General features: G+C 67.8%; 20 protein-coding genes. 17 read left to right on the top strand and 3 right to left on the bottom strand.

All coding sequences use genetic code 11. From position 1 onward, the window contains the following. The first annotated feature begins 61 nt into the window (after positions 1-61). The 3 genes from AC07O4_RS04455 (at position 62) to AC07O4_RS04445 (ending at position 2,028) form a co-directional block, all read left to right on the top strand. Complete coding sequence (locus tag AC07O4_RS04455; RefSeq protein WP_495303852.1) at positions 62-535, top strand: GNAT family N-acetyltransferase; 474 nt, start codon at positions 62-64, stop codon at positions 533-535. Positions 536-584: 49 nt separating this feature from the next. Beyond that, a complete protein-coding gene (locus tag AC07O4_RS04450; protein WP_495303851.1) occupies positions 585-1,466 on the top strand; it encodes an alpha/beta hydrolase in 882 nt (293 codons plus the stop codon). Between the two features lie 115 nt (positions 1,467-1,581). Further along, a complete protein-coding gene (locus AC07O4_RS04445) occupies positions 1,582-2,028 on the top strand; it encodes an SRPBCC family protein (protein ID WP_159276745.1) in 447 nt (148 codons plus the stop codon). 9 nt (positions 2,029-2,037) lie between these two features. On the opposite strand, the gene AC07O4_RS04440 is transcribed toward AC07O4_RS04445, so the two are convergent. After that, positions 2,038-2,487 carry a MerR family DNA-binding protein gene (locus tag AC07O4_RS04440; RefSeq protein ID WP_159276743.1) on the bottom strand — a complete coding sequence of 150 codons (450 nt, stop codon included), beginning with the start codon at positions 2,485-2,487 and terminating at the stop codon, positions 2,038-2,040. 170 nt (positions 2,488-2,657) lie between these two features. Between AC07O4_RS04440 and AC07O4_RS04435 the strand changes: the two genes are divergently transcribed. After that, positions 2,658-2,861, top strand: coding sequence for a heavy-metal-associated domain-containing protein (locus tag AC07O4_RS04435; RefSeq protein WP_062472532.1), 204 nt, complete (start codon positions 2,658-2,660; stop codon positions 2,859-2,861). A gap of 41 nt (positions 2,862-2,902) precedes the next feature. Here AC07O4_RS04435 and AC07O4_RS04430 read toward each other — a convergent pair whose 3' ends face one another. Next, positions 2,903-3,775, bottom strand: coding sequence for an alpha/beta hydrolase (locus AC07O4_RS04430; RefSeq protein WP_495303850.1), 873 nt, complete (start codon positions 3,773-3,775; stop codon positions 2,903-2,905). Positions 3,776-4,140: 365 nt separating this feature from the next. On the opposite strand from AC07O4_RS04430, the gene AC07O4_RS04425 reads away from it, so the two are divergent. From AC07O4_RS04425 to AC07O4_RS04390, 8 genes are all read left to right on the top strand, one after another. After that, positions 4,141-5,112 (top strand): MurR/RpiR family transcriptional regulator, encoded by a 972-nt coding sequence (locus AC07O4_RS04425; RefSeq protein ID WP_159271651.1) that lies wholly within the window; start codon positions 4,141-4,143, stop codon positions 5,110-5,112. Continuing rightward, on the top strand, positions 5,109-6,068 hold the full coding sequence (locus tag AC07O4_RS04420; RefSeq protein ID WP_495303849.1) for an isoaspartyl peptidase/L-asparaginase family protein: 960 nt from the start codon (positions 5,109-5,111) through the stop codon (positions 6,066-6,068). Before AC07O4_RS04425 ends, AC07O4_RS04420 begins: the two co-directional genes overlap by 4 nt. Before the next feature lie 30 nt (positions 6,069-6,098). Then, positions 6,099-7,988 (top strand): dipeptide ABC transporter ATP-binding protein, encoded by a 1,890-nt coding sequence (locus tag AC07O4_RS04415; RefSeq protein WP_495303848.1) that lies wholly within the window; start codon positions 6,099-6,101, stop codon positions 7,986-7,988. A 65-nt stretch (positions 7,989-8,053) separates the two neighbouring features. Beyond that, entirely contained in the window at positions 8,054-9,607 is a 1,554-nt protein-coding gene (gene gsiB, locus AC07O4_RS04410; protein ID WP_095950157.1) for a glutathione ABC transporter substrate-binding protein GsiB, read from the top strand. An 81-nt stretch (positions 9,608-9,688) separates the two neighbouring features. Then, positions 9,689-10,609: a glutathione ABC transporter permease GsiC gene (gene gsiC / locus AC07O4_RS04405; RefSeq protein ID WP_062472516.1), complete on the top strand. Its 921-nt coding sequence runs from the start codon at positions 9,689-9,691 to the stop codon at positions 10,607-10,609. A gap of 10 nt (positions 10,610-10,619) precedes the next feature. Next, on the top strand, positions 10,620-11,546 hold the full coding sequence (gene gsiD, locus AC07O4_RS04400; RefSeq protein WP_070060869.1) for a glutathione ABC transporter permease GsiD: 927 nt from the start codon (positions 10,620-10,622) through the stop codon (positions 11,544-11,546). Between the two features lie 17 nt (positions 11,547-11,563). Further along, positions 11,564-12,625 carry a DmpA family aminopeptidase gene (locus AC07O4_RS04395; RefSeq protein ID WP_495303847.1) on the top strand — a complete coding sequence of 354 codons (1,062 nt, stop codon included), beginning with the start codon at positions 11,564-11,566 and terminating at the stop codon, positions 12,623-12,625. 11 nt (positions 12,626-12,636) lie between these two features. Further along, complete coding sequence (locus AC07O4_RS04390) at positions 12,637-13,455, top strand: M55 family metallopeptidase (protein ID WP_495303846.1); 819 nt, start codon at positions 12,637-12,639, stop codon at positions 13,453-13,455. Positions 13,456-13,470: 15 nt separating this feature from the next. Here the strand turns inward: AC07O4_RS04390 and AC07O4_RS04385 are convergent, their stop codons facing one another. Next, positions 13,471-15,492, bottom strand: a complete 2,022-nt coding sequence (locus AC07O4_RS04385) for a sensor histidine kinase (RefSeq protein WP_495303845.1) — start codon at positions 15,490-15,492, stop codon at positions 13,471-13,473. A gap of 98 nt (positions 15,493-15,590) precedes the next feature. Between AC07O4_RS04385 and AC07O4_RS04380 the strand changes: the two genes are divergently transcribed. The 5 genes from AC07O4_RS04380 to AC07O4_RS04360 all read left to right on the top strand — a co-directional run bounded on the left by AC07O4_RS04380 (position 15,591) and on the right by AC07O4_RS04360 (position 19,801). Then, a complete protein-coding gene (locus tag AC07O4_RS04380; protein ID WP_062472505.1) occupies positions 15,591-16,283 on the top strand; it encodes a response regulator transcription factor in 693 nt (230 codons plus the stop codon). A gap of 107 nt (positions 16,284-16,390) precedes the next feature. Beyond that, entirely contained in the window at positions 16,391-16,711 is a 321-nt protein-coding gene (locus AC07O4_RS04375; RefSeq protein ID WP_139705889.1) for a hypothetical protein, read from the top strand. A gap of 269 nt (positions 16,712-16,980) precedes the next feature. Continuing rightward, positions 16,981-18,759 carry a nitrite/sulfite reductase gene (locus AC07O4_RS04370; RefSeq protein ID WP_495303844.1) on the top strand — a complete coding sequence of 593 codons (1,779 nt, stop codon included), beginning with the start codon at positions 16,981-16,983 and terminating at the stop codon, positions 18,757-18,759. After that, positions 18,756-19,151: a DUF934 domain-containing protein gene (locus AC07O4_RS04365; protein ID WP_062472499.1), complete on the top strand. Its 396-nt coding sequence runs from the start codon at positions 18,756-18,758 to the stop codon at positions 19,149-19,151. The genes AC07O4_RS04370 and AC07O4_RS04365 overlap by 4 nt, the downstream gene beginning before the upstream one ends. A gap of 17 nt (positions 19,152-19,168) precedes the next feature. Further along, positions 19,169-19,801, top strand: a complete 633-nt coding sequence (locus AC07O4_RS04360) for a phosphoadenosine phosphosulfate reductase domain-containing protein (protein WP_139706772.1) — start codon at positions 19,169-19,171, stop codon at positions 19,799-19,801. Positions 19,802-19,810: the final 9 nt, after the last annotated feature.

Raw genomic sequence — 19,810 nt, 5'->3', positions numbered from 1 at the left:
GCCGCGTAGAACCCCGTCGCGCGTCGGGCTTTGCAGCGCTTCGGCTCGCTACGATCGAACGATGCAGATCTCGATCGAAAACCCGAACCAGCCCGACGTCGTCCAGCTCATCGACGACCTCGATGCTTACCAGAAGCCGCTGTACCCGCCCGAGAGCCATTACGGCATCGACATCGCCGCGCTGTCGGCGGCCCATGTGCTGTTCGCCGTCGCGCGCGATGCGGCCGGCACGGCCATCGGCTGCGGTGCCGTCGTCATGAACCCCGGCTACGGCGAACTCAAGCGCATGTACGTGCGCCCGCAGAACCGCGGGCAAGGCGTCGCGGCGAAGGTGCTGGGCTTTCTCGAAGGCGAAGCAGCGGCGCGCGGATGCGCGATGTTCCGGCTGGAGACGGGCGTGAGCCAGCCCGAGGCGCTGGCCTTCTATGCGCGTGCGGGGTATGCGCGGCGCGAGCGCTTTGGCGACTACCCGGACGATCCGTTGAGTGTGTTCATGCAGAAAACAACCGCGACAGCCGCACCCCCTCCCCCCTAAGATCGCCCCGGCTTCCGCCACCACGGTTCTCACCAACAAGGAACACCACATGCAGACAAGAGGGATTCTTCGCCGGCTCATGTTCACAGCGGGCTGCGCCCTGCTGCTGGGGCTCTCAGGGTGCGGCGGCGGAGGGGGTGGTGGGGGCGGCGGAGGCGGTGTGGCGATGCTGCCGCTGCCACCGGCCGGCAGCACGCCGACGCCACCGCCCGCGGACACCGGGCGCGGGCGGGTGGTCAGCAGCTCGATGAAGTCGACCGCCACGGACGCGACCTACCCGATCCAGGTCTACCTGCCGGCCGGCTACGACGGCGCCACGGCGAGCTACCCCACGGTCTACATCACCGATGGCGACGCCGTCTACAACCTGAGCGTGACGCGCTTCCAGAATTTCACTGACACCCTCGAGAAGGCCGGCAAGAAAGCCATCGTGGTCGGCATCGGCGGCACCTCGCGCCGCAACACCGACTACCTGATGCCGGGCGCCAAGGCGTATCACAACTTCCTCACCGGCCAGCTGGTGCCGCACGTCGAATCGAACTACCGCGCGAACCCCGCCAGACGCATGCTCTCGGGCCTGTCGAACGGCGGCGTCTTCACGCTCATCGCCTTCTTCACCGAAGGCGCGGCGGGCACGTTCACCTTCCAGCATTTCTTCGCGTCCGATCCGCCCGCCGCCGGCGCGCGCGGCCAGCTCGATCCGCTCGAAAGCCAGATGTACGCCAACAGCAGCACGCGCGACATTCCCGTGACCCTGCTGCTGGGCTATGCCATCGGCAACGTCGGCGGTCCGGAGATCACCGCGCTGCGCGACCAGATCGCCGCGCGCAACTACAAGGGGCTGCAGCTGAGCCTGAAGGGCTACGAAGGCGGCCACACGCAGATGGACTTGCCGTCGTTCCAGGACATCGTGGCGCGGTTCATCGATTGAGGCGCGGGGTGTAGGCTCAGGGTTTTTCCTGATCCTGCACCTGTCGAATCGCAACGGGCTCATCCGACGTCATCACAGAGGGGCGTCCTCTGTACTTCATCAGGAGAAAGCAACCATGGCCACCAACACCGTTCGCCTGCACCGCGTGCTGCGCACCACCCCCGACAAGCTCTACCGCGCCTTCGTGGAGCCCGGCGCCTTCGAGCGCTGGCTGCCGCCCTTCGGCTTCACCGGCAAGGTCCACACCATGGAGCCGGTGGTGGGCGGCGCGTGGCGCATGTCCTTCACCAACTTCGGCACCGGCCACGGCCATTCGTTCGGCGGCAAGTACCTGGAACTCGTGCCCGGCCAGCGCATTGCCTACGACGCGAGCTTCGACGATCCCCACCTGCCGGGCACGATGAAGACCACGGTGGTCCTGACCGCGGTCTCGTGCGGCACGGACATGTCCGTCGTGCAGGAAGGCATCCCCGAGGTGATTCCCGTCGAGATGTGCTACCTGGGCTGGCAGGAATCGCTGGTCGCGCTGGCGCAGCTGGTCGAGCCGAACATTCCGGGCTGAGGATCGGCTTCAGGCGCGCCGCGCTTCGCAGCCGGCGAAGCCCTTGAGCCCGGCCAGCTCATCGAGGATCGGGCACTCCGGGCGCTCGTCGCCTTCGCAGCAGTGGGCCAGGCGCTCCAGCAGGCGCTTCATGTGCGCGAGCTCTTCGATCCGCTGGGCGAGGTCGTCGGCACGTTCGAGCGCAACGCGCTTCACGTCGAAGCTTGCACGACGACCGTCTTGCCACAGGGCGTGCAGCTCGACGACTTCCGGCGTGTCGAAACCCAGCGTGTGTGCGCGTCGCACGAAGCGCAGTGTCGACACGGCGCGCTCGTCGTAGCGGCCGGCGTGCGCCGTGTCGTCGAGCAGTCCGAGCGATTCGCAATCGCTCAGCAATTGCGCGGACGCGCCGGAGCGCGCAACGACATCGGCAAGGGACAAGCGCGCCGCAGCAGCGGCCGGCGCCGTGGGATGTTCCATGGGGTTCTCCTTCGAGCCAAAGCGCGAAGTCTCAACCTTCACACCATGAGAGAGTCAAACGCAAACGGCGCATGACCTTGGCACGCCAGGGGTCAGGCCTTCGCCGCGCTTGACCTTCACACGATGCCAAGCTTGACACTGCGAGTCACTCTTTTGAAAGGACTCACCCCATGCAAGCGTTTGAAATCCAGTCGATGACCTGCGGCAGTTGCGCCGGTCGCATCACCCGGGCCATCAAGGACCTGGACCCGCAGGCCAGGCTCGAAGTGGATGTGAAGCAAAGAACGGTGCGCATCGACACCACCGAAGACCGCCCCTCGCTGGTGGCGGCGTTGACGGAGGCCGGCTACCCGCCGAGTCCTTCCGCCAACTGAGCATGTGGCGCGAACCGGGTTGCCCGGTTCGCCGCAAGGCCTTACTTGAAGATCCGCACGATCGCGTCGTCGAACGCGAGCACGTCCGTTCCGACGTGCGTGGAGTTGAACTCCGTGTCGATGAGCTGCAGCCCCACGTAGCCCCGCTCGGACATCCGCTTGTACATCGCCTTCACCGGCACTTCGTTGCAGCCGCTGGCGCAGTGCGCCAGGATCAGCGTGACAGGCAGCGGCCGGCCCGCGAGCGCGTCGAACATCTTCTTTTCGAGCGCGTTGTTCTCGGCCTCCTGCTGCCAGAAGGCCGCCTCGATGGAAATGAAGTACGAGAACACGAGGTTGTCCGGCGCCTCCAGGAACAGTGCCGTGGCCGCGAGGTTGCCGCTGGTCGAAAGGCCCGTGAGCATGCGTTTCTTCGGGTCCGCGCGGTATTTCGATTCGATGAACGGCACCAGGTCCTTCGTGAGGAAGGTGTGGTACGCGTTGGCGCCCGGAAAGTTGTAGTCCTCCTGCCGGCGCGCGGTGTAGCCGATGCCCACGAGGATGGCCTTGGTGCCGCGCTTGAGCAGCACGTTCTTGAGGTTCGTGAAGCGCGTGTCGGGCAGGCCGTTGGTCGCGTCGCCGTCGAAGGCGTAGATGATCGGCACGGCATCGCTGCTGCTGTCGTAGGCGGCCGGGATGAACACCTCGATCGGGTAGCGCACGCCATTGACGCTCGACGTCACGGTGTCCGACACCACCCGGCCATTGGCCGAAGGCGCCGGCTGCACGGGCGCCGTGCCCGTCGGCGGCAGGATCAGCGGCACACCGCCCCCGCCACCTCCTCCGCCCCCACCGCCGCCGCATGCGGTCACGGCCGCAATCAGCACAAAGCCACCCATCACCGCGCACGCGCGGCGAAGCCATTCCTGTCTCATTTTTTGGTTCCTCGTTCCCCGGTGCCAATCGCACCGCTCGGGATACTCAGGGCTGGCCTGAAGGCCGTCAATGTCGCCATGCGACCCGGCCATCGCCGTTAATTCGTTCGTTTCCAAAGCCCCCGATCCCCCACCCGTGGGGATGAAACGACAGCATCAGGGAAATCCCTGAAGACCGCGCCCCAACGGCCCGGAACACGCCGCCCCACAAGGGAAACACGCCCTTTCCGCCCCTCGCCAAAGCCCCTCGCGGCTGGCCCGCTACTTGCGATATCGCTCGGGAATGACAGAAAATTTTCATAACTGACATATATTTGTAAACTGATTTACATCACTCGCACCCTTCCCGGTGCATCGCCCGCCCCATGAGCACCAACGTCGACACCCCAGGCACCACCGTGGCCCAGCGCATTGCGCAGGCGCTGCCGCGGCTGACGCGTTCGCACCGGCAGGTGGCCGACTTCGTGCTCGGGCATCCGCTGCAGGTCGCGACGCTGCCCATCGACGAGCTCGCCGCCGCGGCCGGCGTGTCGGTCGCCACAGCCAACCGTTTTGCGCGCGCGCTGGACTTCGACGGCTACGCCGCTTTCCGCGCCGAGCTCGTGCGCGGCTTCGAGCCGCTGGTGGCACCGGTCGAGCGGCTGCGCGGCAACCTGGAGCACCCGACCACGGTGGCCGAGGTGTTCGCCACCGCGCTCGACGAGAGCCGCCGCAACATCGAAGCCACACGCCAGTCGCTGGACTACGCCGCCTGCGAGGCCGCGGTGCAGCGCATCCTGAAGGCGCGCTCGATCTACATCGGCGGCTTCGGCGCCAGCGCCTGGCTCGCGGGCCTGCTGCAGCACGGGCTCGATGGTTCCTGCAGCGACGTGCGCATGCTCTCCAGCGTGAGCGGCGTGACGCACTCGGCGCGCACGCTGATGCATGCGGGGCCGCAGGACCTGTTCATCGGCCTGACCTTTCCGCGCTACCTCACCGACACGGTGGCGCTGGCGCAGATCGCGCGCGGCCAGGGCTGCGCGGTGCTCGCGCTGACCGACCGGCCCAGCTCGCCCATCGCGCCGCTGGCCGACGTGGTGCTGTACGGCCAGACCGAAACCAGCTACCGCCCCAACTGCGAGACCAGCGTGCTCGCGCTGATCGAGGCACTGACCAGCGCCGTCGCCCTGCGCGCGCCCGGCGCGGCGCAGTCGGCCGGCCGCATCCTGCAGGCGGTGCGTCCGTGGCTGCACGGCGGTCTGGGCCAGGGCCATGCGCGCGGCGAAGTCTCCATGCCCCCCCTCCCCGCCGCCGTCGCTTCCGACGCCGGCAAGAAAAAGAAGAAAGCTTCCCGATGAAGAACGTCACGCCCGTCATCGCCATCCACGGCGGCGCCGGCACCATCAGCGCCTCGACGACCAACCCCGAGCAGGCGCAGGCGTATCACGACGCGCTACAGGCCATCGTGCGCGCCGCGCAGGCCGCGCTGCGCAAGGGCATGTCCGCGCTCGACGCCACCTGCCTGGCAGTCGAGATGCTCGAAGACTGCCCGCTCTTCAACGCCGGCTACGGCGCGGTGTTCACGCACGAGGAAACACACGAGCTCGACGCCGCCGTGATGGACGGCGCCACGCTCGCGGCCGGCGCCATCGCCGGCGTGAGCCACGTGCGCCGCCCGGTGCGCGCCGCGCGCGCCGTGCTCGAGGACGGCGCTCACGTGCTGCTGGCCGGCGCGGGCGCCGAGGCCTTCGCGCGCGACCGCGGCCTGGAGATGGTCGAGCCCTTCTTCTTCTCGACCGACGCGCGCCGCCAGCAGCTGTACCGCGTGCGCGACACGGGCCGCGTGGTCACCGACCACGAAGGCGCCGCCATGACCAAGCCGCCGCTGGACGAAGACAAGAAGTTCGGCACGGTCGGCGCCGTGGCCCTCGACATGCACGGCCACCTGGCCGCCGCCACCTCGACCGGCGGCATGACCAACAAGCGCGTGGGCCGCGTCGGCGACACGCCGCTCATCGGCTCCGGCACCTACGCCGACGACCGCACCGCTGCCATCTCGTGCACCGGCAGCGGCGAGATGTTCATCCGCGTCGCAGCCGCGTACGACATCTGCGCGCGCATGGCCTACGGCGGCGCCACGCTCGAAGCGGCCACGCACGCCGTGGTGCACGAGTCGCTGCCCGCCATCGGCGGCACCGGCGGCCTGATCGCCGTCGACCGCCACGGCAACCTGAGCCTGGCCTTCAACACCGAAGGCATGTACCGCGGCCACGCGCGCGGCGACGAAGCTCCCGTGACGGCCATCTTCGCCTGACGCCCTGCCCCTTTTTCCCTCGCATCCGCCATGTCCTCCCCTGCCCTGAACCTGCCCGACGGCCGCGTCCTCGCCGTCGACGACCTCACCGTGCGCTTCTCGACCTCCGAGCGCACGGTCGATGCCGTCAAGAAGCTGTCCTTCCACGTCGACCACGGCGAAACGCTCGCGGTGGTGGGTGAATCGGGGTCGGGCAAGTCGGTCACCTCGCTCGCGCTGATGCGGCTGGTGGAGCATGGCGGTGGCCGCATCCTCGGCGGCAGCATGGCCTTCCGCCGGCGCAACGGCGAGGTGCTCGACCTGGCGCAGGCGCGCGACGGCACGATGCGCGGCATCCGCGGCGCCGACATCGCGATGATCTTCCAGGAGCCGATGACCTCGCTGAACCCGGTGTTCACCGCCGGCGACCAGATCGCCGAGGCCATCCGCATCCACCAGGGCAAGAGCAATGCGGCCGCGCGCGCCGAGGCGCTGCGCATGCTCGAACTCGTGCGCATCCCTGAAGCGCGCAACGTGCTCGACCGCTTTCCGCACCAGCTGTCGGGCGGCATGCGCCAGCGCGTGATGATCGCGATGGCGCTGTCGTGCAAGCCGCAGCTGCTGATTGCCGACGAGCCCACCACCGCGCTCGACGTGACGATCCAGGCGCAGATCCTGCAGCTCATCCGCGAGCTGCAGAAAGAGATGCGCATGGGCGTGCTCTTCATCACGCACGACATGGGCGTGGTGGCCGAAATCGCCGACCGCGTGCTCGTGATGTACCGCGGCGACAAGGTCGAAGCCGGCAGTTCCGACACCGTGTTCGCCTCGCCGCAGCACCCCTACACCCGGGCGCTGCTATCGGCCGTGCCCAAGCTCGGCGCGATGCAGGGCACCGACCTGCCGGCCAAGTTCGAGCTCCTTCGTACCGAGTCCGGCACCGAAGACAGCACCGACACCGTGCCCTGCACCGACACCACGCCGCAGACCACCGTGCGCGCAGACGCCGGCCCGATCCTGCGCGTGCGCGACCTCGTGACGCGCTTCGACGTGCGCAGCGGCATCTTCGGCCGCGTCAAGCGCCGCGTGCATGCGGTGGAAAAGATCAGCTTCGACCTCTACCCCGGCGAAACGCTGGCGCTGGTCGGCGAATCGGGTTGCGGCAAGTCGACCACGGGCCGCTCGCTGCTGCGCCTGGTCGAGAGCCAGAGCGGCGCGATCGAGTTCGGCGGCAAGAACATCCGCGAGCTTCCCACGCGCGAGCTGCAGGCGCTGCGCCGCAACATCCAGTTCATCTTCCAGGACCCGTTCGCGTCGCTCGATCCGCGCGTGACGGTGGGCTTCTCGATCATGGAGCCGCTGCTCATCCACGGCATCGCCAAGGGTGCCGAGGCGCAGCAGCGCGTCGACTGGCTACTGCAGAAGGTGGGCCTGCCGCCCGAGGTGGCGCAGCGCTATCCGCACGAGTTCTCGGGCGGCCAGCGCCAGCGCATCGCGATCGCGCGTGCGCTCGCGCTGAATCCGAAGGTGGTGGTGGCCGACGAATCGGTGTCGGCACTCGACGTGTCCATCCAGGCGCAGATCGTCAACCTCATGCTCGACCTGCAGCGCGAGCTGGGCGTGGCCTTTCTCTTCATCTCGCACGACATGGCCGTGGTCGAGCGCATCAGCCACCGCGTGGCCGTGATGTACCTGGGCCAGATCGTCGAGATCGGCCCGCGCCGCGCGGTGTTCGAAGCGCCGCAGCACCCCTACACGCGCAAGCTGATGGCGGCCGTGCCGGTGGCCGACCCGTCGCGCCGCCACAAGCCGCGCGCGCTGCTCGAAGGCGAGATTCCCAGCCCGATCCGCGCCGTGGGCGACGAGCCCGACGTGCCGCCGCTGGTGCAGGTTGCGCCCGGTCACTTCGTGGCACGGCATGCCATCGGCGGCGCCTTCTGAATCCGAACCGTTTTTTCACCCGCAGGCCCCCTGCATTTTTTCCACGAACCGACTGGAGTTCTTCCATGAAGCAATCTTCTTCCTCCCTGCGCTGGGCATCCGCACTGCTGGGCCTGGCCGCGCTCGCCGCCTCGGGCTCGGCACTGGCTGCCAAAGACGTGGTGCTGGCCATCGGCTACCAGCCGGAAACGCTGGACCCGTACAACACCAACACGACCATCACCACGGCCGTGACCAAGACCTTCTATGAAGGCCTGTTCCAGTTCGACAAGGACCTGAAGGTGCAGAACGTGCTCGCCGAGAGCTACGACGTGTCCAAGGACGGCCTGGTCTACACCATCAAGCTGCGCAGCGGCGTCAAGTTCCACGACGGCACCGACTTCAACGCCGAAGCCGTGAAGGTCACGCTCGACCGCGTGCTGAACCAGGACAACAAGCTGCTGCGCTACAACCAGTTCAACCGCGTCGGCAAGGTCGAGGCCGTGAACCCGACCACCGTGCGCATCACGCTGAAGGAGCCCTTCGGCCCCTTCATCAACTCGCTGGCCCACGCCTCGGCCGCGATGATTTCGCCCACCGCGCTGAAGAAGTGGGGCAACAAGGACATCGCCTTCCACCCCGTGGGCACGGGCCCCTTCGAGTTCGTCGAGTGGAAGCAGACCGACGCCGTGAAGGCCAAGAAGTTCGACGGCTACTGGAAGAAGGGCTTCCCGAAGGTCGACAACCTGCAATGGAAGCCGGTGCTCGAGAACAACACGCGCGCCGCGATGCTGCAGACCGGCGAAGCCGACTTCGCCTTCCCCATTCCCTACGAGCAGGCCGAGCTGCTGAAGAAGAGCGACAAGCTCGAAGTGGTGGCCTCGCCCTCGATCATCACGCGCTTCCTGGCCTTCAACATGCTGCAAAAGCCGTATGACAACCCGAAGGTGCGCGAAGCCATCGGCTACGCCATCAACAAGGAAGCGCTGTCGAAGGTCGCCTTCGGCGGCTACGCCTTCCCTGCACAAGGCGTGATGCCCCAGGGCGTGAAGTTCGCCGAGAAGATGGCGCCCATTCCCTACGACGTGAAGAAGGCCAAGCAGCTGCTGACTGAGGCCGGCTACCCCAACGGCTTCGAGTCGGTGCTGTGGAGCGCCTACAACAACACGACCAGCCAGAAGACGATCCAGTTCGTGCAGCAGCAGCTCGCACAGGTGGGGATCAAGCTGCAGGTGCAGGCACTCGAAGTGGGCCAGCGCACCGAGCAGGTCGATGCCTGGCCCGATCCGAAGACGGCCAAGGTCCGCATGTACTACACGGGCTGGTCGTCGTCGACCGGTGAAGCCGACTGGGGCCTGCGTCCGCTGTTCGCTTCCGAGTCGTGGGCGCCCAAGCTCAACAACATGTCGTTCTACAAGAGCGACGTGGTCGACGCCGCGATCGCCAAGGCGCTCGTGACCGTGGACGACAAGGAAAAGGCCGCGCTGTACAAGACCGCGCAGGAAGAGATCCGCAAGGACCTGCCGCGCGTGCCGCTGGTCACCGAGCAGAACCTGTCGGCGCACGCCAAGCGCCTGTCGGGTGTGTTCGTGATGCCCGACGCGAACATCAACATCGACGCGATGTCCGTGTCGAACTGATCGCGGCTCCTTCGTTTTCCTGACTGACTGTCCGGCGGGCGATGGCACCGCGCCATCGCCCGTTCGCGACAACCGTATCCCATGCTGAATTACTTCCTCAAACGACTGTTGGGCCTGATCCCCACGCTGCTCATCGTGGCAGTGCTGGTGTTCCTGTTCGTCCACATGCTCCCCGGCGACCCGGCGCGCCTTGCCGCCGGCCAGGATGCCGACGAGCAGACCGTGGCCATGGTGCGCGCGGAGCTCGGGCTGGACAAGCCGCTGCCGCAGCAGTTCGTGAGCTTCTTCACCCACATGGTGCAAGGCGACTTCGGCACCTCGATCCGCACGCGGCGGCCGGTGTCGACGGAGATTGCCGAGCGCTTCTTCCCGACGGTGATGCTGACCATCACCAGCATGGTGTGGGCGGTGATCTTCGGCATGGGGATCGGCATCGTGTCGGCGGTGTACCGCAACAAATGGCCCGACCGCATCGGCATGACGCTGGCGGTGTCGGGCATCTCATTCCCCGCATTTGCATTGGGCATGCTGCTCATGCAGATCTTCTCGGTGCAGCTGGGCTGGCTGCCCACGGTGGGCGCCGCGACCTGGCAGCACTACATCCTGCCCTCGATCACGCTGGGCGCGGCCGTGGCCGCCGTGATGGCCCGCTTCACGCGCGCTTCCTTCGTCGAAGTGATCCAGGAAGACTTCGTGCGCACCGCGCGCGCCAAGGGCGTGCACGAAACCAGCGTGGTGTTCAAGCACACGCTGCGCAACGCGCTGATTCCGGTGGTCACGATGATGGGCCTGCAGTTCGGCTTCCTGCTGGGCGGCTCCATTCTTGTGGAGGCGGTGTTCAACTGGCCCGGCCTGGGCCGCCTGCTGGTCGATGCCGTGCAGATGCGCGACTACCCCGTGATCCAGACGCTGGTGCTGCTGTTCTCGCTCGAATTCATCCTGATCAACCTCGTGGTCGATGTGCTCTATGGCTACATCAACCCGACCATCCGCTACAAGTGAGCACGCAGCCATGACGCAAGCTACCGGCGTGTCTGCCGAATCCATCGTTCCACTGTCCCCCGTTGCCGTTGCGCTGACCGCCGGCAAGGTCCGCACGCCCTGGGGTGAATGCTGGCGCCGTTTCAAGAAGCAGCCCGTGGGCATCGTGGCGGCCATCTTCGTGCTGCTGCTGGTGGTGATCGCGGTGTTCGCACCGTGGATCGTGCCCTTCGACCCCGAAAACTTCTTCGACTACGACATGCTGAACAGCGGGCCCTCGGCCACGCACTGGTTCGGCGTCGATCCGCTGGGCCGCGACATCTTCAGCCGCATCCTGGCGGGCACGCGCATCTCGCTGGCGGCCGGCTTCTTGTCGGTGCTGGTGGGCGGCATCATCGGCACGGCCTTCGGCCTGCTGGCCGGCTACTACGAAGGCTGGTGGGACCGCATCGTGATGCGCATCTCGGACGTGCTGTTCGCCTTCCCCGGCATCCTGCTGGCGCTGGGCGTGGTGGCCATCCTGGGCAGCAGCATGACCAACGTGGTGGTGGCGGTGTCGGTGTTCAGCGTGCCGGCCTTTGCGCGCCTGGTGCGCGGCAACACGCTGGTGCTCAAGCAGCAGACCTACATCGAGGCCGAGCGCAGCATCGGCGCGTCCGACTGGACCATCATCGTGCGGCACATCCTGCCGGGCACGATCTCGTCGATCGTCGTGTACTTCTCGATGCGCGTGGGCACCTCGATCATCACGGCGGCCAGCCTGTCGTTCCTGGGCATGGGCGCGCAGCCACCGACGCCCGAGTGGGGCGCGATGCTCAACGAAGCGCGCGCCGACATGGTGACCTCCCCGCACGTGGCGCTGTTCCCCAGCCTGGCCATCTTCTTCACCGTGCTGGCCTTCAACCTGCTGGGCGATGCGCTGCGCGACGCGCTCGATCCGAAGATCGATCGCCAGTAAGTTCTTCTTTTCTCTTCATGGCCCTGACGACCTCCCTGCCCTTCATCGGCACCCTGCCTGCGGGCACGCGCGACGCCATCACGGACGTCGCGGGCGTCACGGTCGGCCACCGCACGCTGGCCGACGGCCCGGTGCAGACCGGCGTGACCGTGATCCGCCCGCACGCCGGCGACCCGTTCCGCGACAAGGTGCCGGCCGCGGCTGTGGTGCTCAACGGCTTCGGCAAGAGCGTGGGGCTGGTGCAGCTGGCCGAACTCGGCGTGCTGGAAACGCCGATCGCGCTGACCAACACCTTCTCGGTCGGCACCGTGGCGACGGCGCAGATCCGCCACTGCGCGGCGGCCAACCCCGAGACCGGCCGCGCGCTGCCCACGGTGAACCCGCTGGTCTTCGAGTGCAACGACGGTTTTCTCAACGACATCCAGCGGCTGGCCGTGACCGAGGCCGACTACCTGCAGGCGCTCGACGCCGCCGGGGTCGATTTCGAACAGGGCTCGGTCGGCGCGGGACGCGGCATGTCGAGCTTCCAGCTCAAGGGCGGCATCGGCAGCGCGTCGCGCCGCGTGGCGATGGCCGACGGCACGACCCACACGGTGGGCACGCTGGTGCTGGCGAACTACGGGCGCCAGCCGCAGCTGGTGCTGGCCGGGCACGCGGTGGGCGAACGGCTCGCGGCACTGCAGGCAGCGAAGGAAGCGGCGGAGCCCGAGAAGGGCTCGATCATCATCGTCGTCGCCACCGATGCGCCGCTCGATGCGCGCCAGCTGCGCCGCCTGGCACTGCGCGCGGGCGCGGGGCTGGCCCGCACCGGCTCGGTCTACGGCCACGGCAGCGGCGACCTGGTGCTGGCCTTCTCGACCGCCTACACGATCCCCGACCGCGCGGACCGGCCCATGCCGGCCGTGGCGATGCTGCACGACACGCGGCTCGACGGGCTGTTCCAGGCCGCGGCCGACAGCACCGAGCAGGCCATACTTCATGCGCTGTGGCGCGCCACGCCGGTCACAGGCCGCGACGGCAACCACCGCGCCGCGCTCGGCGAACTGCTGCCGGCGTCTTCCCTTTCACATCTCGCCTGAAACACACGTCCATGAAAGTCCTGATCTCCACCGACATCGAAGGCGTTGCAGGCGTCTATCACCACGAGCAGGCGCGTCAGGGCAACCCCGAGTACGAACGTGCCCGCGTGCTGATGGCGCAGGAGGCCAACGCCGCGATTGCCGGCGCCTTCGACGCCGGCGCCACCGAGGTGCTGGTGAACGACTCGCACGGCGGCTTTCGCAACATGCCGCCCGATGTGCTCGATGCACGCGCGCGCGTGCTGCAGGGCAAGCCGCGCTACCTCAGCATGGTGGCCGGCGTGGAAGAAGGCGTGGACGCGCTGTGCATGGTGGGCTACCACTCGCGCGCGCAGGGCCGCGGCATCCTCGCGCACACGATCAACAGTTTCGCCTTCGCGAGCATCTCGCTCGGCAACCAGGAACTGGGCGAAGCCGGGCTCTACGGCGCACTGGCCGGCGAGTACGGCGTGCCCGTCGTGATGGCCAGCGGCGACGACGTGTTCATCTCCGAGAACCAGGCGCTCTTTCCGCATGCGAGCTTCGTGCAGACCAAGAAGGCGACCGGTTTCAACAGCGGCGTGTCGCTGTCGCCGGAGCAGTCGCGCCAGGCGATCCGCGCCGGCGTGATCGAAGGGCTGGCCGCGCACGCCAACGCACGCCCGCTGGTCTTCCAGGGTCCGCAGGTGGTCACGCTGCGCACCCAGTCGCCGATGATGGCCGACCTGTTCTGCCAGTGGCCGAGCTTCGAGCGCGTCGACGGCGTGACGCTGCGCTTCACCGCTGAAACAGTGGAGTCGGCGGTGCGCATGCTGAACTGCTGTTCGGCGATGTCATCGATGCTGCGCTGAAGCTGCGGTCTCTTCTCAAGGCAGTGCGAGGCTGAAGCGCACTTGACCGTCCTGCCCGGCGCTGTCGAGCCGGGCGTGTCCGCGGTGCAACTCCGCAATCTGATGCACGAGGTACAGGCCCAGCCCGGCGCCCGGTGAGCGCGCCGCCTGCCGGCCACGAAAGTACTTCTCGAACAGCCGCGGCACCTCGTCGTGCGGAATCGCGTCGCCGGGATTGCTCACGCGGATGTCCAACCCGCCCGCTTCCGCCGGCACCACGTCGAGCACGATGGCGCGGCCGGCCGGCGTGTGGCGGTCGGCGTTGGCCAGCAGGTTGCGCAGCGCCACGCGCAGCAGGCCGGGGTCACACACCAGCTGCGGCGGCAGGTGGCTGCCCTGCCACACGACGCGGCCGTCGGGCCAGTCGGCCACCAGGTCCTCGAACAGCTCCAGCAACTCGTCGCGCTCGCAAGGGCGCGGCTGGAATGGCGTCTGGCCGGCTTCCATGCGATCGGAGGTCAGGTACTCGTCGACCAGCGCCGTCATGCGCTGCGCGGCGGCGCGCAGGTTCAGGCAGCGCGCGAGGGTCTTCTCGCGCGCGGCGTCGAGGTTCTTGGCGATCTGCTGCGCGGTGGTGTGGATGATGGCCAGCGGCGTGCGGAACTCGTGCGACACCATCGCGACGAAGTCCACCTGCGACTGCTTGGCGCGGCGCTCGGTCTCCAGCGCCGCGCGCAGGTCGACCTCGAGGCGCTGGCGCTGCTCGATCTCGCCGCGCAGGTCGGCCGTGCGCTTGCGCACCTCGTCTTCCAGCCGGTCGTTCTGGCGCCCGACCACGTGCACCAGGCGCGCCTGCGCGGCTTCCTTCTCGCGGCGCAGCTGGTCGTAGCGGCGGTTCAGCCGCATGCTCATGAGCAGCAGGTGCAGCAGCGTGCCCACGGCGGTCGCGTTGTCGGTCCAGGCGCCGGCCGGCAGCCAGCCCTGGTTGCGCAGGAAGCTCACCATCACGCCCGCGTAGTAGATGCCGAAGATGACTAGAAAGGCCCGCGCCTGGCCCTGGTCGCGCGGCAGCAGCCACAGCGCGGCGCCGATCAGGTAGACGATGCACAGCATCGCCGTCCCCTGCACGGCCTGCATGGCCAGGCCGTTGGCACCAGCCAGCACCAGCGCCACCGCGATGGCACTCACGAGGCCCACCACGCGCACCGCCACGCGGGTGAAGCGCGGCCACTGCAGGTCGGTGCCCAGCTGCATGCCGGCGAAGCGGATGCCGATGGCCACGCCGGCGCAGATCGACAGGCTCAGCAGCAGGTCGGACAGCCGCGCGGGCATGGCCAGCAGCTGCTGCGGCAGCCCGGCCGTCAGGAACTCGACCAGCAGCGCGTTCGCCACATAGACCAGGTACCACGCGCTCAGGCGCTCGCGCGTCATCTGCCAGAACAGCGTGTGAAAGGCGAGCAGCATCAGGCCGAATCCGAAGCCCAGGCCGTAGAAGAGGTACTCGCGCCGCGCGGTGCCCGCATAGACCTCGGGCGCGGCGAAGCCGATGGTGGTCGACATGGCGTTGCGCGACTGCAGGCGCAGCAGCAGCGGCGTGGGTTCGGTGCTCTCCAGCGTGAGCGGCAATTGCACGTTGCGCGCGTCCACCGGCCAGTGCTCGCGGCCGATGTCTTCTCCCGAGTGCACGGCCAGCTGCCAGCGGCCGGTGTCGTCCCGGCGGTACAGCCGCACGTCGTCGAGCAGCGCATTCCTGAACTGCGCCAGCCAGCGCTGCTGCGGTGCGTCGGCCGGGCGCTGCACCTCGAGCCTGATCCACACGGCGTCGCGCGTGAAGCCCGCATTCACGGCCCCGGGCAAGGCCTTCCAGCCCGGTGCGGCGGCGGCCTCGTCGGCGCTGAGGCGGCCCTCGGGGTCGCGCAGCATCGACAACTGGCCGTGGCTGTCGACGCTGGCCAGCGGATTCAGCCGCAGCACGCCGGCGGCGGCCGCGGTGGAAAAGAGAAGGCCCAGCACGGCAAAACAACCGCACCGCCACAGGCACCGAGCAAGGCGTTTCATGGGCGCGGATTATCGAGGGCGCCCCTACAATCCGCGCGCCTTTCATCGTGCTTAGAAACGCTCAGATTCCCTCGGCCACCAGCCCCTACCCTGTTCCCATGCGTGATGTGATCCTGCTGGAAGATGAAGCCGTGCTGCGCGAAGAGTTGAGCGAGTTCCTGACCGGCAGCGGCTACCGGGTCGATGCCGAGGCGTCGCTCGAGGGCTTCCACCGCACCTACGACCCGGCCCGCCACGGCATCGCGCTGGTCGACCTCGGGCTGCCCGATGGCGACGGCCTGTCGCTGATCCGCGAGCTGCGCGAACGCGGCGAGCGCCTGGGCATCGTCGTGCTGACGGCACGCGGCGGCGCCCGCGACCGCGTGACGGGGCTGGACATCGGCGCCGACTACTACCTGTCCAAGACCACCGACCTCGATGAACTGGCCGCCACGCTGGCGGCACTGTCGCGGCGCCTGGGCGATTCGCCCGCCGCGCTGCCGGCCGACGCCTGGGTGCTGGAACTGGGCCCGCGCCGGCTGTCGCCGCCGGGCTTCGCGCCCATTGCGCTGTCGGAACAGGACCTCACGGTGCTGCACGAGCTGATGCGCAGCGCCGGCGAGATCGCCAGCCGCCAGCAGATCGTGCAGGCGCTGGGCGAGCACTACCTGAGCTACGACCAGCGCCGCCTCGACACGCAGATCCGCCGCCTGCGGCGCAAGGTCAGCGAGGCCACGGGGCTGGTGCTGCCGATCAACACGGCGCGCAACGCCGGCTACCGCTTCCACGCCAAGACGCTCATCCGGCGCTAGCCCGGCGCTGTCCGGGCGCCGCTTCGGCGCTCAGAAACGCTCAGTTTCATTTCGATACCCACCGCTAATCTGCGGCACAGGCAGCGACTTGAGGCACGGATGAAGGCATGAGCGATCTCGCCAGGACAACTTCTTATGTGGTCCCCTACGTGGTCCACGTCAAAGGCCAGAACTTCACTTTGAAGGATGTCATGGTGGCCGCGGACATCTATCGGCTGCGGATCGAGGAGCAGATCGGCGATCCGCTGCGGGTGGTGAAGTGCTTCCAGGCCTGGTCGAAGGAGCGCCACCACGGCATCGAGCACCTGAACCGGACCGAAGCCCGGCTGGCCCGGGAATGGCTCAATGCGCAGCACCAGGCCGACAAGGCCGCCCGGCAGCTGCTGAGCTCGCCGCAGACCCTGGGCTTCGACTTCAAGCTGCGATAGCCAGGATCGCCCGCGCCGCGCTGCGCGGGCGCCCCCGGGTTCCTAGAATCCAGCGTCCGGCGACCCCGCGCCGGCCGTCGCGCCTTATCCGGAATAAGCAACCAACCGCCTCGCAACCCGCATGGATGCTGGTGAATAAGCTTATCCGCATAAGACGCGAACCAAAAAATAGTTTGTTTCCATAAGGCGGGCTTTCAGAATCCGGGGCTTCTTGCTGGGGCGCCCCGTTGTACGTGCGGCACCGCACTTCTTCAAGACACATACGCACGATGTACCAATACACAGAATTCGACCGCCAGTTCGTTCACCAACGCGCTGCCCAGTTCCGAGACCAGCTCGAGCGCTGGCAAAAGGGCCGCCTGCACGAGGACGAGTTCCGCCCCCTGCGCCTGCAAAACGGCTGGTACGTGCAGCGCTACGCGCCGATGCTGCGCGTGGCCGTGCCGTACGGCGAGCTGTCGAGCAAGCAGCTGCGCGTGCTGGCCCGCATCGCCCGCGAATACGACGAGCCCGAAGCCGAGGTCTACCGCAAGGCCATCGAGACCCAGGGCCTGCTCGGCAGCCACAAGCTGCCCACCCACTACGCCCACTTCACGACGCGCCAGAACGTCCAGTACAACTGGATTCCGCTGGCCAAGTCGGCCGACGTGATGGACCTGCTGGCTTCGGTCGACATGCACGGCATCCAGACCAGCGGCAACTGCATCCGCAACATCACGAGCGACGAGCGCGCCGGCATTGCCGTCGACGAGATCGCCGACCCGCGCCCCTTCGCGGAAATCATGCGCCAGTGGAGCACGCTGCACCCCGAGTTCGCCTTCCTGCCGCGCAAGTTCAAGATCGCCATCACCGGCGCCACCGAAGACCGCGCCGCCACCGGCTGGCACGACGTGGGCCTGCACGTGGTGAAGAACGACGCCGGCGACATCGGCTTTCGCGTGCAGGTGGGCGGCGGCATGGGCCGCACCCCCATCATCGGCACCGTGCTGCGCGATTTCCTGCCCTGGCAGCAGATCATGAATTACCTCGAAGCGGTGATCCGGGTCTACAACCGCTACGGCCGCCGCGACAACATCTACAAGGCGCGCATCAAGATCCTGGTGAAGGCCGAAGGCCAGCGCTACATCGACGACGTCGAGGCCGAGTACAAGCAGATCCTCGAGCACGACGGCGCACCGCACACCATCACGCAGGAAGAGTACGACCGCGTGGCCGCCTCCTTCGTGCCGCCGACGCTGGCCACCCGCGTGCTGCAAAGCGCCGAGAAGACCGACGCCGAGCTGCGTGCCCACGCCGCCGACGACGTCATGTTCGCGCGCTGGCTGGCCCGCAACGTCGACGCCCACAAAAACCCCGCGCTGCGCGCCGTGACACTGTCGTTCAAGCGCCTGAAGCAGGCGCCCGGCGACGCCTCGGGCGACCAGCTGGACACCATCGCCGAGCTGGCCGACCGCTTCTCGGCCGGTGAAGCCCGCGTGACGCACGACCAGAACGTGGTGCTGCCCTGGGTGCACGCCGAAGACCTGCACGCGCTGTGGCTCGCCGCCCGCGCCGCCGGCTTCGCGAGCGCCAACGTGCAGCTGCTGACAGACATGATCGCCTGCCCCGGCGGCGACTTCTGCGCGCTGGCCAACGCCCGCTCCATTCCCATCGCCGAAGCCATCACCGAGCGCTACCAGGACCTCGACGAGCTCGACGACCTGGGCGAGATCGACCTGCACATCAGCGGCTGCATCAACTCGTGCGGCCACCACCACAGCGGCCACATCGGCATCCTGGGCGTCGACAAGGACGGCAAGGAGTGGTACCAGGTCACCCTCGGCGGTTCCGACGGCTCCGCGCTCAGCGGCGCGCCGCAGGCGGGCAAGGTGGTCGGTCCCTCGTTCTCGGCGGCCGAAGTGCCGGGCGTGATCGAGGCTGTGCTCACCACGTACCGCGACACCCGTGAAAACGGCGAAACCTTCATCGACACCCTGCGCCGCGTGGGTCACGACCCGTTCAAGGCCGCAGCCAACGGTGCGCGATTCAAGGTGGAGGAAGCAGCATGAAGAAGACTCTGAACATCCTTTCGGCCGAAGAACACATCGACGACGGCGACCCGAAGGTCCTGCAACTGGCCAACGACGCCGACCCGCTCGCCATCGAGGTGTGCCTGGCCGACATCGAGCGCATCGACCTGAACTTTCCGAAGTTCACCGACGGCCGCGCCTACAGCCAGGCCTTCCTGCTGCGCCGCCGCCTCGGCTTCACGGGCGACATCCGCGCCACGGGCGACGTGCTGATCGACCAGCTGGTGCAGATGGAACGCACCGGCTTCTCCAGCGCCGTGCTCAAGGAAGGCGTGGACGCCTCCGACGCACAGCGCCAGTTCGACCGCTTCGCCACGTTCTACCAGGGCGATGCGGTGAAGACCGCGCCGCACTTCGTCGCCGGCGCCTGAGCAGACAAGAGAGCCCCATGAGCATCGCCACCGACATCGACTTCGCACGCATCAACACCGAACTCGGCCGCAACGCCGAGGGCCTGGTGGACTGGGCCGTCGGCCTGGGCCAGCCCGCGATCATCACCACCAACTTCCGCCCTTTCGAGGCGGTGATCCTGCACATGGTCACGCGCGCCAAGCGGGACGTGCCGGTGGTCTGGATGGACAACGGCTACAACACCGAGGCCACCTACCGTTTTGCCGACGAGGTGACGAAGCTCCTGGGCCTGGACCTGCACATCTACCTGCCGCGCCGCTCGCGCGCGCACCGCGAAGCGGTCGAAGGCGCCACGCCGGCGCTGGACGATCCGCGCCACGCCGCCTTCACCGAAGAAGTGAAGCTGGAGCCCTTTGCTCGCGCCCTGCGCGAAACCGCGCCCAAGGTCTGGTTCACCGCGCTGCGGGCCACCGACACGGCCGTGCGCGCGCAGATGGACCCGGTCAGCGTGAACCCGGACGGCCTGATCAAGGTCGCGCCGCTGCTGCACTGGTCGTCCAAGGACCTGTACGAATACTGCGAAGCCAACGGCCTGCCCAACAACTTCGACTACGTGGACCCGACCAAGGGCGAGGACAACCGCGAATGCGGCTTGCACCTGTCGCACTGAACGATCGCT

It is taken from the genome of Variovorax sp. GW821-FHT09D04 (assembly GCF_059416405.1).
Note: the sequence above shows the minus strand (reverse complement) of the source record. Positions and strands in the feature narration are given on the sequence as shown.

Coding starts and splice junctions, on each gene's coding strand:
- AC07O4_RS04385 (WP_495303845.1), bottom strand. CDS start 15,492: ATGAAACGCCTTGCTCGGTGCCTGTGGCGGTGCGGTTGTTTTGCCGTG.
- AC07O4_RS04370 (WP_495303844.1), top strand. CDS start 16,981: ATGTACCAATACACAGAATTCGACCGCCAGTTCGTTCACCAACGCGCT.
- AC07O4_RS04440 (WP_159276743.1), bottom strand. CDS start 2,487: ATGGAACATCCCACGGCGCCGGCCGCTGCTGCGGCGCGCTTGTCCCTT.
- AC07O4_RS04395 (WP_495303847.1), top strand. CDS start 11,564: ATGGCCCTGACGACCTCCCTGCCCTTCATCGGCACCCTGCCTGCGGGC.
- gsiD (WP_070060869.1), top strand. CDS start 10,620: ATGACGCAAGCTACCGGCGTGTCTGCCGAATCCATCGTTCCACTGTCC.
- AC07O4_RS04445 (WP_159276745.1), top strand. CDS start 1,582: ATGGCCACCAACACCGTTCGCCTGCACCGCGTGCTGCGCACCACCCCC.
- gsiC (WP_062472516.1), top strand. CDS start 9,689: ATGCTGAATTACTTCCTCAAACGACTGTTGGGCCTGATCCCCACGCTG.
- AC07O4_RS04390 (WP_495303846.1), top strand. CDS start 12,637: ATGAAAGTCCTGATCTCCACCGACATCGAAGGCGTTGCAGGCGTCTAT.
- AC07O4_RS04420 (WP_495303849.1), top strand. CDS start 5,109: ATGAAGAACGTCACGCCCGTCATCGCCATCCACGGCGGCGCCGGCACC.
- AC07O4_RS04450 (WP_495303851.1), top strand. CDS start 585: ATGCAGACAAGAGGGATTCTTCGCCGGCTCATGTTCACAGCGGGCTGC.
- AC07O4_RS04415 (WP_495303848.1), top strand. CDS start 6,099: ATGTCCTCCCCTGCCCTGAACCTGCCCGACGGCCGCGTCCTCGCCGTC.
- AC07O4_RS04430 (WP_495303850.1), bottom strand. CDS start 3,775: ATGAGACAGGAATGGCTTCGCCGCGCGTGCGCGGTGATGGGTGGCTTT.
- gsiB (WP_095950157.1), top strand. CDS start 8,054: ATGAAGCAATCTTCTTCCTCCCTGCGCTGGGCATCCGCACTGCTGGGC.
- AC07O4_RS04360 (WP_139706772.1), top strand. CDS start 19,169: ATGAGCATCGCCACCGACATCGACTTCGCACGCATCAACACCGAACTC.
- AC07O4_RS04375 (WP_139705889.1), top strand. CDS start 16,391: ATGAGCGATCTCGCCAGGACAACTTCTTATGTGGTCCCCTACGTGGTC.
- AC07O4_RS04435 (WP_062472532.1), top strand. CDS start 2,658: ATGCAAGCGTTTGAAATCCAGTCGATGACCTGCGGCAGTTGCGCCGGT.
- AC07O4_RS04455 (WP_495303852.1), top strand. CDS start 62: ATGCAGATCTCGATCGAAAACCCGAACCAGCCCGACGTCGTCCAGCTC.
- AC07O4_RS04425 (WP_159271651.1), top strand. CDS start 4,141: ATGAGCACCAACGTCGACACCCCAGGCACCACCGTGGCCCAGCGCATT.
- AC07O4_RS04365 (WP_062472499.1), top strand. CDS start 18,756: ATGAAGAAGACTCTGAACATCCTTTCGGCCGAAGAACACATCGACGAC.
- AC07O4_RS04380 (WP_062472505.1), top strand. CDS start 15,591: ATGCGTGATGTGATCCTGCTGGAAGATGAAGCCGTGCTGCGCGAAGAG.